This is a genomic window from Limnohabitans sp. Rim11, from assembly GCF_001269365.1.
Taxonomy (GTDB): domain Bacteria; phylum Pseudomonadota; class Gammaproteobacteria; order Burkholderiales; family Burkholderiaceae_C; genus Limnohabitans_A.
Genome location: NZ_CXOM01000004.1, coordinates 121,968 through 136,060 on the forward strand (window position 1 = coordinate 121,968; position 14,093 = coordinate 136,060).

General features: G+C 49.0%; 8 protein-coding genes and 1 tRNA gene. 7 read left to right on the forward strand and 2 right to left on the reverse strand.

Translation table 11 applies throughout. The features are described 5' to 3' along the window. The first annotated feature begins 36 nt into the window (after nucleotides 1-36). Both AMM03_RS11665 and AMM03_RS11670 read left to right on the forward strand, forming a co-directional pair. Nucleotides 37-1,083, forward strand: a complete 1,047-nt coding sequence (locus AMM03_RS11665) for an ABC transporter permease (protein WP_090131820.1) — start codon at nucleotides 37-39, stop codon at nucleotides 1,081-1,083. 33 nt (nucleotides 1,084-1,116) lie between these two features. Next, nucleotides 1,117-2,907 (forward strand): ABC transporter ATP-binding protein, encoded by a 1,791-nt coding sequence (locus AMM03_RS11670; RefSeq protein ID WP_090131821.1) that lies wholly within the window; start codon nucleotides 1,117-1,119, stop codon nucleotides 2,905-2,907. A 37-nt stretch (nucleotides 2,908-2,944) separates the two neighbouring features. Here AMM03_RS11670 and AMM03_RS11675 read toward each other — a convergent pair whose 3' ends face one another. Then, on the reverse strand, nucleotides 2,945-4,198 hold the full coding sequence (locus AMM03_RS11675) for an MFS transporter (RefSeq protein ID WP_090131823.1): 1,254 nt from the start codon (nucleotides 4,196-4,198) through the stop codon (nucleotides 2,945-2,947). A gap of 75 nt (nucleotides 4,199-4,273) precedes the next feature. Then, a tRNA-Ser gene (locus AMM03_RS11680) sits at nucleotides 4,274-4,364 on the reverse strand. 116 nt (nucleotides 4,365-4,480) lie between these two features. Between AMM03_RS11680 and AMM03_RS11685 the strand changes: the two genes are divergently transcribed. The 5 genes from AMM03_RS11685 (at nucleotide 4,481) to AMM03_RS11705 (ending at nucleotide 14,089) form a co-directional block, all read left to right on the forward strand. Further along, nucleotides 4,481-6,754: an arginine/lysine/ornithine decarboxylase gene (locus AMM03_RS11685; RefSeq protein WP_090131824.1), complete on the forward strand. Its 2,274-nt coding sequence runs from the start codon at nucleotides 4,481-4,483 to the stop codon at nucleotides 6,752-6,754. A 37-nt stretch (nucleotides 6,755-6,791) separates the two neighbouring features. Beyond that, nucleotides 6,792-7,577: an enoyl-ACP reductase FabI gene (fabI, locus tag AMM03_RS11690; protein WP_090131826.1), complete on the forward strand. Its 786-nt coding sequence runs from the start codon at nucleotides 6,792-6,794 to the stop codon at nucleotides 7,575-7,577. Between the two features lie 207 nt (nucleotides 7,578-7,784). Then, nucleotides 7,785-10,778 carry a TonB-dependent receptor gene (locus AMM03_RS11695; RefSeq protein ID WP_194942876.1) on the forward strand — a complete coding sequence of 998 codons (2,994 nt, stop codon included), beginning with the start codon at nucleotides 7,785-7,787 and terminating at the stop codon, nucleotides 10,776-10,778. Nucleotides 10,779-10,886: 108 nt separating this feature from the next. Then, nucleotides 10,887-13,100, forward strand: coding sequence for an ABC transporter substrate-binding protein (locus AMM03_RS11700; protein ID WP_194942877.1), 2,214 nt, complete (start codon nucleotides 10,887-10,889; stop codon nucleotides 13,098-13,100). An 11-nt stretch (nucleotides 13,101-13,111) separates the two neighbouring features. After that, the gene (locus AMM03_RS11705) at nucleotides 13,112-14,089 is read left to right on the forward strand and encodes an ABC transporter permease (protein ID WP_090131830.1); all 978 of its coding nucleotides are present in this window, start codon (nucleotides 13,112-13,114) and stop codon (nucleotides 14,087-14,089) included. The last annotated feature ends 4 nt before the right edge of the window (nucleotides 14,090-14,093 follow it).

Here is a 14,093-nt window from a genome sequence, read left to right on the forward strand (position 1 = left end):
GATCAATGCGCCAACAACAAATTCCATGATTGACCTATGAACAGCACAAGCATTCAATTACCGCAAGCAGTCAGCGAAGGCGCATGGGCGCTGGCTTGGCGACGTTTCAAATCAGACTCTGTTGGTGTTTGGAGTGCCATCACCGTCATTTTGAGTTTGGCTTTGGTACTCACAACCTTGTTTGGTTCTCTGGCGTCCGATTGGGAAAAAGAAGTTGCCATCAGCAATGCGCCGCCATCTTGGGCCAAGGGAGAGACACAAAACGCAGACGGTTCCGAAGCCGCTGCCCCTGTGGTCTTGTATGAGCCCACGCCTTCAGATGTGGTCGACCCCATTGCAGCCCAGTGGGAATTGGCTCAAAAAGCCGTGAAGCCCTCAGGCGATCAAGTCAATGCCTTGGCCACCCATTTGCCCATGGGTGCCGACAAATGGGGCCGTGACATTTGGGCTAAAACCATCAAGGGTGCCGAAACCAGTATCTTGGTTGGCTTGGCTGCGGCTTTGATGGCCACCCTAATTGGCGCTGCATTGGGCGCGGTTTCAGGCTGGTATGGCGGGGTGGTCGATGACTTGAGCAATTGGCTCTACAACGTCTTTCACTCGATACCGAGCATCTTGCTTATTTTGGCCATTGCCGCAGTACTCAATACCAAAGGAACCATGGCGGTTGTATTAATTTTGGGAACCACGGGTTGGACGGCGACATATCGATTGATTCGCGGTGAGTACATGAAGCACCGCAACCGTGACTATGTGCGTGCCGCAGATGCCATTGGCGCATCCAACAACCGCCGCATGTTCGTTCACATCTTGCCCAATGTGAGCCACGTTATTTTGGTGCAGTTTTCCTTGCTCACAGTGGCTTGTATCAAAGCGGAAGTGATCCTTTCGTTCTTGGGCTTTGGCGTACCTGTGGACGGCGTTTCTTGGGGCACCATGCTGACCGAAGCGCAAAACGATTTATTGGTGGGCAAGTGGTGGCAATTGTTGTCAGCGACTGTGGCCATGTCTATTTTTGTAACCGCGTTGTCTTTACTGACCGATTCTTTGCGTGATGCATTGGATCCCAAAGTGATTCACTAAAGACGCACTACAACCACTTTACGTACCGAACCTATGGCATCGCGCAGAACACCTCCACCCTTGGCTCAAATTTCTGACAATCTGTTGGAAGTTAAAAACCTGACTGTCGATTTCATCAGCGCTTCAAAAGCCCCAGTGCGCGCTGTTGAAAGTGTTTCATTTGTGATTCCACGTGAGCGCACGGTGGCCTTGGTGGGCGAGTCGGGCAGTGGCAAGTCGGTCAGTGCCTTGGCCATCATGGGCTTGTTGCCACCGCAAAACGCCAAAGTTGGTTTGCATTCCCGCATCGAATACGACAATCGCTCATTGCTGAATTTGTCCAGAGCCGATTGGCAACTCATTCGTGGTTCGCGCATTGCCATGATCTTTCAAGATCCCATGACCTCCTTGAACCCGGTTTACACCGTGGGTTATCAGTTGGCTGAAATGCTCAGAATTCACAAAAATATCAGTCACAAGGAGGCCAAAGCCAGAGCCTGTGACTTGCTGGCCGAAGTCGGTATTCCAGAGCCCCAACGCAGGGTCAACGCTTACCCCCACGAACTGTCTGGCGGACAGCAGCAACGTGTCATGATTGCCATGGCCTTGGCTTGCGAGCCAGAGTTGCTTATTGCAGATGAACCCACCACCGCTCTAGATGTCACGGTGCAGCGTCAAATTTTGATGTTGCTCGCTGAGCTGCGTGAACGCAGGCGCATGGCCATGTTGTTCATCACGCACGATTTGGGTTTGGTCAGTGAAGTGGCTGACCATGCTGTGGTGATGCGCAAAGGCACAGTGCGTGAGGCAGGCCCCGTTCGCACCTTGTTTGCCAATCCGCAAGACCCTTACACCAAGGCCTTGCTCAGTTGCCGTCCCAGTCCTGACCGTCAGGGCAAGCGATTGCTGACCATCGATGATTGGATGAACGCCAATTCAGAAACCACCGAGACTCAGAATGTTTCTGCTACAGATAATGCGTCTGAAGTTGCCACTGATATTGCGGCCATGCAAAACGCAAGCGCTACTTCGGAGGCAACTGGCCAACAGCCATTGCTAGAAGTTCAAGGCCTTCGCAAAATGTTCAAGCGTTCTGGTGGCTGGTTCAAGAGTGACGACTTTGTGGCCGTTGAAAACGTCAGCTTTAAATTGATGCGCGGCCAAACTGTGGGTCTGGTGGGCGAGTCTGGCTCGGGTAAAACCACTGTGGGTCTGTGTTTGCTCAAACTTCACGAAGCCACGGCAGGCAAGGTCTTGTTTGATGGCAAGAATCTGCTTGAAATGACCAATTCCCAATTTGCAGCTTACAAACGTCGTTTGCAAATTGTGTTTCAAAATCCTTATGCGTCTCTCAATCCAAGATTCACGGTGGGAGAAATTTTGAGCGAACCCATGATGCTGCACGGCATCGGTTCTGGTCATGCCGATTGGGAAAAACGTTCCTTGGCTTTGCTCGATAAAGTAGGCATGCCAGCTTCAGCACTGAAACGTTATCCGTTTGAGTTTTCGGGCGGTCAACGCCAGCGAATTGCCATAGCACGTTCTTTGAGTTTGTCGCCCGAAGTGGTGGTGTTAGACGAAGCGGTCTCTGCCCTTGACGTGTCTGTTCAGGCACAAGTGTTGAACTTGCTCAAGGATTTGCAAAAAGAATTGGGTCTGAGTTATTTGTTCATTTCGCACGACTTGGAAGTGGTGCGCTATATGTCAGACACTTTGTTGGTGATGAACAAAGGTCAAGTGGTAGAGCAGGGCAATGCTGCAGACATCTATGCCAAACCCCAACATACCTACACCCAAACTTTGCTGGCTGCAGTGCCCAAAATGCCTGAGGCTATTGCGCTGTAAATTTTTAGCCTTGGTAAAGACTTTGAAGCTTTGACGCTTAGCCCTTGAGTTCAGGCAAAGTTTTAAGCGACTTGAGGTAGGGGCGCGCATAGGCCACAAAAGCAACCAGCAGTGTGCCAACCCCTGCGGCTGCCAATGAGCTGCGCATGCCCCAGTGCTCTGCCATCCACCCACCCAAAATAGCACCTGGTCCTGCCGGAAGCAAAATTAGCCAACGCATGGTGGTGGTCATGCGGCCAAGCAAGTCTGTGGGCGTGAATGACTGACGCAAAGATAAAAAGTTGACGAACAAAAGCGTTGCGCCCCAGCTAAAGCAAATGAGCATCCAAGAGAACAAGGCGATGCTGGGCAGCATGCCTTCTAAAAGCAGCAAGCCAATCCATCCAAGCGAGGTGATGCCAATACCTAGAATCAAAGCTGGGCCGGGACCCATTTTGTGGGACAGCTTTGGGCCGGCCATGCCGCCAAGCACAGAGCCAATACCCAAAGCCACAAAACTCATGGAGACCAAGGTTTCATCCAGGCCTAAATCTTTGACCGCAAATATGATTTGAACCGACAGTGCCAATTGCGCAAAGAACTGCCAAGCGCCCACAATGGCAGCCATTTCAAGCAACATTTTTTGGGATTTAACAAAGGCTAGCCCCTTGAGCAAGTCATCTTTGAAGGACCTGTCTTTCCAAGTTGACCTAGGGGGAACCACTTCATGAATGTGAATGCCTTTGAGCATCACCACCGAGCCAATCAGTAACAAAGCGTCCATGACCAAGGCCAGGGGAGCGCCAAACACGCGAATTAAGATGCCAGCAAGCCCTGGCCCCAACACTTCAGCCATGGAGCCTGCAATGGCGTTTTGAGAATAGGCCTGGACCAATTTGTCTCGGCCTACCAACTGCGTCAACACAATTTGGGAGGCCGAGCCAGCAATGGTGTAGACGGTGCCCAAGGCAAAGCTGACGGCATACATGAGGGGCATGTTCAACCAACCTAAGGCCCATGCAGCAGGAATGGTCAGCAGGGTCAACCCCATGAAAATTTCACCGGCAATGTAGAGGGGCAGTTTGCGCATCCGATCGATGAGAACTCCACCCGGTAAAGACAGCAACACAAATGGCACGATTTCCATGGCTGTTAAAAAGCCCATTTGGGTGGGGGTGGCATCTAGCAAAAACACCGCAGTGAGCGGCAGGGCCAGCATGGTAATTTGGCCACCTAAGTTGCTGAACAAAATGGAGAACCACATTCGCCGGTAGCCGGGAATTTGAAACAGGGGGTTGTCCAGAATGTTCATTCAGATGATTTGTCCAAAACTCAGTGCGCCGAATGAGAAAACCCCGCTAAATGGTGTTCTAGCGGGGTTTGATATTGGCGGAGCAGGCGGGATTCGAACCCGCGGTGGGCTATTAACCCACACACGCTTTCCAGGCGTGCGACTTAAACCACTCATCCACCGCTCCGAGCCGGCTAGTATAGCATTCGAGGACCATAATCTTGACTGAGTTTGATCAGAATGTCATGAATATTCATTACACTTTGACCTTGCTAATTTTTTCTCAGACCCAAGGCTGGCCTCATGAAATTTCGTTTTCCCATTGTCATCATTGACGAAGATTACCGCTCTGAAAACACTTCTGGCTTAGGCATTCGCGCCTTAGCGCAAGCCATCGAAACCGAGGGCTTTGAAGTGCTGGGGGTTACCAGTTATGGCGACCTCTCACAGTTTGCGCAGCAGCAGTCTCGCGCCAGCGCGTTCATTTTGTCGATTGACGATGAAGAGTTCACACCAGGCCCAGACCTCGATCCTGCTGTGTTGAGTTTGCGTGCTTTCATTGAAGAAGTGCGACGCAAAAATGCAGATGTGCCTATTTATATTTATGGCGAAACCAAAACATCTCGCCATATTCCCAACGACATCTTGCGTGAATTGCATGGCTTCATTCACATGTTTGAAGACACGCCTGAGTTTGTGTCGCGCCACATCATTCGCGAAGCCAAGAGTTACTTAGAAGGTGTGCAGCCGCCATTCTTCAAGGCACTGCTTGACTATGCTGAAGACGGTTCTTACTCATGGCACTGTCCTGGTCACTCAGGCGGCGTTGCGTTCTTAAAGAGTCCTGTGGGTCAGATGTACCACCAGTTTTATGGTGAAAACATGCTGCGTGCAGACGTCTGCAACGCGGTAGAAGAGTTGGGCCAACTCTTAGACCACAACGGCGCCATTGGCGAGAGCGAACGCAATGCAGCGCGCATCTTCAATGCCGATCATTGCTTCTTTGTGACCAACGGCACCAGCACTTCCAACAAGATGGTGTGGCACCACACCGTAGCCCCTGGCGATGTGGTGGTAGTGGACCGCAATTGCCACAAATCTATTCTGCACGCCATCATCATGACGGGTGCTATTCCTGTTTTCTTAAAGCCCACACGCAATCACTACGGCATTATTGGCCCCATCCCCCAAAGCGAGTTTGAAGTAGCCAACATTCAAGCCAAAATCAAAGCCAATCCGCTGCTCAAGGGTGTGGATGCCAAGAAGGTGAAGCCACGCGTCATGACTCTGACGCAGTCTACTTACGATGGCGTGCTGTACAACACCGAAACCATCAAAGGCATGTTGGATGGTTATGTTGAAAACTTGCACTTCGACGAAGCATGGTTGCCGCACGCGGCCTTCCATCCTTTCTATGGCACCTATCACGCCATGGGCAAAAAGCGTCCACGCCCCAAAAACTCTGTGGTGTACGCCACTCAGTCCATTCACAAATTGTTGGCCGGTATCAGCCAAGCGAGCCATGTGCTGATTCAAGACTCGCAAAACACCAAACTCGACAGGCACTTGTTTAACGAGGCCTACTTAATGCACACCAGCACCAGCCCACAGTACAGCATCATTGCCAGCTGCGACGTGGCTGCCGCCATGATGGAGCCACCGGGTGGCACCGCATTGGTGGAAGAAAGCATTGCCGAAGCCTTAGACTTCCGCCGCGCCATGCGCAAAGTGGACGACGAGTACGGCAAAGATTGGTGGTTCAAAGTTTGGGGTCCCGAGAACTTGGTAGACGAAGGCATTGGCCGCGCCGAAGACTGGATCATTCGCAGCGATTCCCGCAAGAAGGGCAGCAAGTGGCACGGCTTTGGTCAAATGGCTGATGGCTTCAACATGCTGGACCCCATCAAGGCCACCATCGTCACACCTGGTTTGAATTTGGATGGCAAGTTTGACAAGACAGGTATTCCTGCGTCTGTGTTGACCAAGTTCTTGACTGAGCACGGCGTGGTGGTTGAGAAGACGGGCCTGTACAGCTTCTTCATCATGTTCACCATTGGCATTACCAAAGGCCGCTGGAATTCTTTGCTAACGGCCTTGCAGCAATTCAAAGACGACTACGACCGCAACCAACCCATGTGGCGCATCATGCCGGAGTTCTGCCAAAAGCAGCCCAAATATGAGCGCATGGGCTTGCGTGACTTGTGCCAGCATATTCATACCTTGTATGCCAAATATGACATCGCACGTTTGACCACTGAAATGTATCTGTCTGATTTAACGCCTGCGATGACCCCTGCAGATGCCTATGCGCAAATTGCGCGGCGTAAAACTGAGCGCGTTGCCATCGATGAACTCGAAGGGCGCATTACGGTTGGTTTGGTGACCCCTTATCCCCCTGGCATTCCTTTGCTGGTGCCCGGCGAAGTGTTTAACAAAAAGATTGTGGATTACTTGAAGTTTTCAAGAGAATTCAACTTGCAGTGCCCAGGCTTTGAGACCGACATTCATGGCTTGGTGGAGGAGAAGGGCGCTGATGGCGTGAAGCGGTATTTTGCGGATTGCGTTGCCGTTCGTTGATTCAATTGAAGTCTGTTTTATTTTTTGAGAAATTATTATGAGCTTTCTGACGGGTAAAAAAATTCTGTTAACCGGTTTGTTGTCAAACCGTTCTATTGCTTATGGCATCGCCAAAGCGTGTCATGCCCAAGGTGCAGAACTAGCGTTCAGTTATGTCGGTGAGCGTTTTAAAGACAGAATTACTGAGTTCGCTGCAGAGTTCAATTCCAATTTGATTTTTGATTGCGACGTGGGTGACGATCAGCAGATTGAGAAAATGTTTCAAGACCTGTCTGTACATTGGCCAAAGTTTGATGGCTTTGTTCACAGCATTGGTTTTGCGCCCAGAGAAGCCATTGCCGGTGATTTCTTAGATGGATTGAGCCGTGAGTCCTTCAAAATTGCTCACGACATCAGTGCCTACAGTTTTCCTGCAATGGCCAAGGCCGCACTTCCTTATTTGAACCATGATGCCGCCCTGTTGACCTTGACGTATCTGGGCGCGCTGCGTGTTGTTCCAAGCTACAACACCATGGGTTTGGCGAAGGCATCTTTAGAGGCTTCTGTACGCTACTTGGCTGACTCTTTAGGTCCGAAGGGAATCCGAGTCAACGGCATCAGTGCGGGCCCCATCAAAACTTTGGCGGCAAGTGGCATCAAAGGATTTGGAAAAATACTGAATGTGGTCGAAACAACTGCGCCCATCAGGCGCAATGTGACGATTGATGATGTTGGCAACGCTGCTTCTTTCTTAATGAGCCCGCTGGCATCAGGTATTTCTGCTGAGATTGTCTATGTGGACGGCGGCTTCAGTCAGGTGATGGGTGGTTTTACCGCTGAGTGACAGAAACGCTTCGCGACTTTTTCGTTTTTAAAGTTTTTATCGTAATTCAAGATTGTCAATAGGCATCATCCATAACGGCCAGGACATGTATTGTTCACGCAACAAAATGTAATTTTGTAAGGGAATATCCTTAAATTTTGAAATGACATTTTTGATAACTCTCGTCATAATTGCTTCACTTTTATGTGTTTTAACAGGAGTATCAAAATGGTTCAGCAGTTAGTTGCTAAAAACGGTCAAACCAAAACTTCAAGATTGGTTCGAAATTCTTTGTCTATGGCCGTTGGCTTGCTGATCTCCTCGATCGCCATTGCCCAAAGCTCTGAAGGCTCCATTTTTGGACAAGCCAAAGCAGATGCGCCAGTGACCATTACCAACTTGGATGGTGGCGCTGCTAGAACCATCAAATCTGATGCTGCTGGTAATTTTGCCCTTTCCAAATTGCCCCCAGGTCGCTACAAAATTGAATCTGCAGGTGTGGTTCGCGAAGTGGCCGTGTCAATTGGTTCTGGCACTCAAGTTTTATTGGCTGGACAGGTTGAATCTGTTGAAGTGACATCAAGCCGTGGTCGTTCCATCATTGACGTTCGAAGCGTCGAATCAAACACTGTTTTTACTCAGGAACAAATTAGAGAATTGCCAGTTGCCCGTGATGTCAATTCTGTTGCTTTGTTGGCACCAGGCGTTGTCAAAGGCGATGCGGGTCTTGGCGCTGGTGGCATTCCCTCTTTTGGCGGCGCATCAGTGGCTGAAAACGGTTATTACATCAATGGTTTTGACGTTACCAACATTCGCAACTTCCTTTCGTATGCCAATTTGCCTTTCGATGCCATTGGCGAGCAACAAATTAAAACTGGCGGCTACGGTGCTGAATACGGACGTTCACTGGGTGGCGTAGTGAGCCTCTCCACCAAAAAAGGTACCAACGAGTGGAAAGGCGGAACTTCTGTTTACTGGGCACCATCTGCGCTCCAATCGAAGGGTAAAAACATCAAAGATAACGAGCCAGAAGCCGCTGGTTCAACTTACTGGCTGTTTCAACAAGCCAACAAAAGAGATTCACTCAGTACAAATGCCTACATTGGCGGTCCTATCATCAAGGACAAACTTTATATCTTTGCCCTTGCTGAAGGTGTAAACAATACAACTGACACATTTGGCAATTCCCAAAGTACTCAGACCAAGACGACTAAGCCCAATGGCATGGTCAAGATTGACTTCCTGCCTAACGATCAAAACCGACTTGAGTTAACGGCAATTAATAACAAAAAATCTTATTCAATTGCGGATTACACCAACAACGCACCCTACAGCACAACGCACGATGGCACGGCAAAAATCAGCCAGCAAACATCGGGTGGCGATGTCACCATTGCTAAGTGGTCTTCTTACTTAACTGACAACTTGACTGTTTCTGCATTGGCAGGTCAAGTGAATTATCAACAGCCATTGACAACAGGCGCTAGAACAGCGGGTGCTGCGTGCCCAACAGTTTATGTTTTGCCTGGTGCCACATATGCCGGTTGCTGGAATGAGCCATTCCCAGGCTTGCCTGGCCGAGACCCCAATGCCCCGCCAACTGATTACGATAAACGCGATTCGTTCCGATTCGATGTTGATTACGTCATTGGTAAACACACCGTTCGTTTTGGTATTGACAACCAAACATTTAAGTCAGCTGAAGCAGGTGGTTCATCTTTCAGTGGCGGACAATATTTCCGCGACTTCTTATCATCAGGCACTGTGAATGGTGTGGCCGTACCATCCGGAACGCTCTACACCCGCCTGAGAGAAAGAAACGCTACCAGCGGCGTCTACTCTGTAGAAAATAGCGCTAAGTACATTGAAGACAGCTGGAGAGTCCAAAAAGACGTCTTCTTGTATGGTGGATTGCGTTGGGAATCCTTTAACAACAAAAATGGCGATGGAGAAAGCTTCGTCAAAAGAGACAATTTGTTGGCGCCAAGACTGGGTGCATCATGGGACGTCAATGGAGACTCCTCGTTTAAAGTTTACGCTAACGCAGGTCGTTACTTTATTCCTGTTGCCTCAAACACAAACATTCGAGCTACCCGCGGCGAGTCTTACACTGAGTCTTATTACACCTACACAGGAAATGACCCGGTTACCGCAAAACCGCTTAACCTTGTCCCAATTGGTAAAACAAACCTCATTGCAGACGGCTCTTTAGCGCTGCCTGCAACCATTGCAGATACAAACCTACAGCCTATGTCCCAAGACGAGTTCATTTTGGGTTTCCAAAAGGCTATTGCAAAAGGTTGGACATTTGGTACAAAGTTGACGAAGCGTAAGATTCTCAACGGTATGGACGACTGGTGCGATCCCCCAACTGTGGGCCATTGGGCTAATGACAATGGTTTCCCCAATTTCGACTACCATACAATGGCGTCCTGCCAATTGGTCAATCCAGGCAAAGATGTCACATTGATGATGGATGTTAACGACGATGGCGTCTTAAAGCCTGTGACTATTCCTGCAGCTGCTACTGGCCTGACCCAGTACACGCGTACTTACAATGCCATTGAATTTACGCTTAACAAAGCATTCGATGGCAAATGGGGCGGTTCAGCTTCTTATACATTTGGCAAGAGCAAGGGCACTGCTGAAGGCTATGTCAACTCAACCATTGACCAAGAAGATGCTGGCGTGAGTCAAGACTTTGACTTTGGTACCTTTACTCACGGCGCTAAGGGTTATCTGCCTAACGACAGAAGACATCAAGTTAAACTTTTTGGTGTTTTCGCTGTGAACGAAAACATCAAAGTTGGTGTCAACCTGAACTCAACTTCTGGCCGCCCACTCAGCCGCATCGGTTTTGTGCCTAGTGATACCCCTGGTGACGCAGCGCTTTACACCTCTGCATCAACCTATTACTACTTAGATTCAACCGGCACAACCGTTTTGGGTCAACGCGGTGATCAAGGTAGAACTCCTTGGACACATACTATTGATTTGCAAGCGGCCTACACCAAAAAAATCAATACCAATACTTTGACATTCCAAGTGGGTATCTTTAACCTCCTGAATACTCAAACAGCAACCGAACTCAATGAAATTAACGATTACAGCCGTGGGACTACCACAGTCGGATCTGCTGGACGCGTGAGCTTGAACTATGGTTTGCCAACCTCATTCCAAACTCCTAGATCAGTTCGATTTACGACAAGGTACGAGTTCTAAAATTAATTTTAGAATTACCAAGACCGCTTCGGCGGTCTTTTTTCTTTTGACACTCCGAATTTAAAAATGCAGTCCAATTTTTTAAAAAATAGTCAATATTTAGGAGCGTTGATTCTTTTTATCGCTTTTCTGTTTGTCGGTTTTACTTTCCTTCGGAACGATGTCATCACAAATCAACCTGTCGCCAAAGACCTCTTAAACCAAAACGTACTTTTCAGCTCCTACCTCGAAACTCCTAAATACTTAGATTCAACATCGTCCTACAGCAACAACGAAACGCCATGGACCTACGCTGTCTATGAGCCACCACTTAGATACCACTACTTAAAGCGTCCCTACGAATTAGAGTCACGCACCTTGGCTCAAATGCCAACCGTTCAGTACCTCAGCAAAGATGGGCGTGAGTTGCCGGTCCAAACACCCGCAGATCAAATTGCTGAAAGTGTGTTTGAACTCAAAATTCAACCCGGCATTTTGTATCAGCCGCACCCCGCATTTGCAAAATCACCAGAGGGTCAATTGAGGTATCACAACCTGAAAGACTCAGACATTGAAGGCAAACGCAGACCTTATGATTTTGAACACATGGGAACTCGCGAGCTTGAGGCTGCAGACTACGCTTACGGCATCAAGCGAATTGCTACTCCCCGCATCAAATCGCCTTCGTTTGGATTTCTTGCCGAAAAAATTGTGGGTTTGGCCGATTACGGTCAAAAGATGAAGGCGGTCAATGAAACATTGAAGCAGGGTAAAACTGCCAAAGAAGTGGGCCCCTTTGGCCACTTGCCTTGGCTAGACTTTAGGCAGCATGCGCTTTCGGGTGTTGAAGTTGTCGACAAGTACACCTTAAAAATTAGGGTGGTTGGCAAGTACCCGCAGTTTAAATACTGGTTGGCCATGACTTTCTTTTCACCCATTCCCTGGGAAGTCGATGCGTTCTATTCTCAAGATGGCATGGCACGACGCAATCTGACTGCAGACACATGGCCTGTGGGCACAGGCCCCTACATGTTGACCGAATTCGTGCCCAATTCCAAAATGGAAATGGTGCGCAACCCCAATTACCGAGGTGTGCCATATCCTTGTGAAGGCGAGGCGGGCGACAAAGAGAAGGGGCTGCTAGACGACTGTGGCAAGCCAACCCCCTTCGTCGATAAATTCATTTCTATCATCGACAGAGAGCAGAGCTCTATTGCCACAAAATTTATTCAAGGCTATTACGACATTCCGCAGTTAGAGCGAGGTGAGCCGGGCATTGGCTATCAAGTGGCCATTCAAGATGGCACGGGTCGGGCCAAAGATTTGGTCGATCGACAAATTAAATTGCCCAGCACCATTCAAGTTGGATTTTGGCACTATGGTTTCAATTGGTTAGATCCTGTGGTGGGGCAAGGCAAAACGCCTGAAGATCGCATTCGAAACAAAAAATTGCGACATGCTTTGGCCATTGCATTTGATTTTGAAGAATACGTTTCCATCTTTGAAGAAGATCGTGCCAAGGTCAATCACAGCGCTGTGGTTCAAGGTCTTTTTGGCAATAGGCTGTCAACGCCCAATCCGGTGATCTATGAAAAATTGGCCAACGGAGAATACAAAAGACGGAACATCTCAGAAGCCAAAAAACTATTGGCTGAAGCGGGTTATCCCAACGGCCGCGATGTTAAAACGGGCCGGCCATTGGTCATTAATTATGACGCGCAGGGCGTCGGGCCAGGCTACAAAGCCCGAATGGATTGGGTGGCCAAGCAGTTTGCAAAACTCAACATCGAAGTCGAAATTAGAAACACCGACTACAACCGCTTTCAAGACAAGATGCGCAAAGGTTCTGCGCAATTCTTTTTCTGGGGCTGGCTTGCAGACTATCCAGATCCAGAAAACTTGCTGTTTTTGCTTTACGGTCCCAATTCAAAGGTTAAAACGGACGGCGAAAACTCTAGCAATTACATCAATCCAGCCTTTGACCAATTGTTCGATCAGATGAAAGATCTAGACGACTCACCTGAGCGTGAAAAAATGATTGGCAAGATGATTGAAATTACCCAAGACGATATGCCGCTGCTTAATGGTTGGTCAGAAGAATTTGGCGGCGCATTCCATCAATGGGTCTACAACGGCAAACCCTCCAACATCATCCGTGATGGCCTGCCTTATTTAAGAATAGATCCAAAGCTCAGAGTGGAAAAAATACGCGAATGGAACCAAGGCATTTGGTGGCCATTGTTCCTGTTGCCACTGATGCTGCTGGGCGTGGCTTGGCCCGCATGGCAAGCTTGGCGAAGACGCCAACAGCAGCAAGCTGTACAAACTTCAGCGCAATCTTAAAGGGCACTGAAATGATTCAATTTTTATCACGTAAATTGCTGTACGGCTTTGCCATTTTGGTTGGCATCAATCTGCTGACCTTTGTTTTGTTTTTTAAAGTCAACACACCCGATGACATGGCGCGCATGCAACTGGGTGGCAAACGAGTGACCTCAGAAGCCATTGATAAATGGAAGGCCGAGCGAGGCTACGACAGGCCCTTGTTTTTCAATGACGCTGAATCGGGTATGGCGCAATTGACCAATACGATTTTCTTAGACAGCTCGCTGCGCATGTTTGCTTTTGATTTTGGCCCCGCCGACAGCGGCCGAGACATCGCCTCCGAAATTGTGCGTCGTGCCGGCCCCTCTCTGGCGCTGGCATTGCCCACCTTTGTGGTGGGCTTAGGCATCTCCGTTGTGTTGGCCCTGGGTCTGGCATTTTTCAGAGGCACCTACTTGGACTTTTGGGGAACGGTTTTGTGTGTGGTGTTCATGTCCATTTCCTCACTCTTTTTCATTGTGATTGGACAGTACATTTTTTCTCGTGTTTTGCAGCTCATGCCCGTTTCGGGTTATGCCTCTGGCCTTGATGCCTGGCGATTTTTGGTGCTGCCTGTGGGCGTTGGCATTTTGGCCAGGCTAGGCGGCGAAGTGCGGTTTAACCGAACCTTGTTCATGGAAGAGATTGGCAAGGACTATGTTCGAACGGCGCGATCCAAAGGCCTGTCTGAAGCGCGTGTACTTTTGGGACATGTGCTGCGCAATGCGCTCATTCCTATTTTGAGCGCTTCTGTTGCCGTCATTCCCTTGTTGTTTATGGGCAGCCTCATATCGGAATCATTTTTTGCCATTCCTGGTTTAGGCACGTATTTGATTGAAGCTATTTCGGGGCAAGACTTTGCCATTGTCAGAGCCATGGTTTTCATTGGTTCTTTCTTGTACATCGTTGGCTTAATTTTGACCGACATCAGCTACACCTTAGCTGACCCTCGCATTCGCCTGCAGTAAGTCC

Bases quoted from the DNA above. Each gene is read 5' to 3' on its own strand.
- AMM03_RS11670 (WP_090131821.1), top strand. From the start codon at position 1,117: ATGGCATCGCGCAGAACACCTCCACCCTTGGCTCAAATTTCTGACAAT.
- AMM03_RS11685 (WP_090131824.1), top strand. From the start codon at position 4,481: ATGAAATTTCGTTTTCCCATTGTCATCATTGACGAAGATTACCGCTCT.
- fabI (WP_090131826.1), top strand. From the start codon at position 6,792: ATGAGCTTTCTGACGGGTAAAAAAATTCTGTTAACCGGTTTGTTGTCA.
- AMM03_RS11665 (WP_090131820.1), top strand. From the start codon at position 37: ATGAACAGCACAAGCATTCAATTACCGCAAGCAGTCAGCGAAGGCGCA.
- AMM03_RS11705 (WP_090131830.1), top strand. From the start codon at position 13,112: ATGATTCAATTTTTATCACGTAAATTGCTGTACGGCTTTGCCATTTTG.
- AMM03_RS11695 (WP_194942876.1), top strand. From the start codon at position 7,785: ATGGTTCAGCAGTTAGTTGCTAAAAACGGTCAAACCAAAACTTCAAGA.
- AMM03_RS11675 (WP_090131823.1), bottom strand. From the start codon at position 4,198: ATGAACATTCTGGACAACCCCCTGTTTCAAATTCCCGGCTACCGGCGA.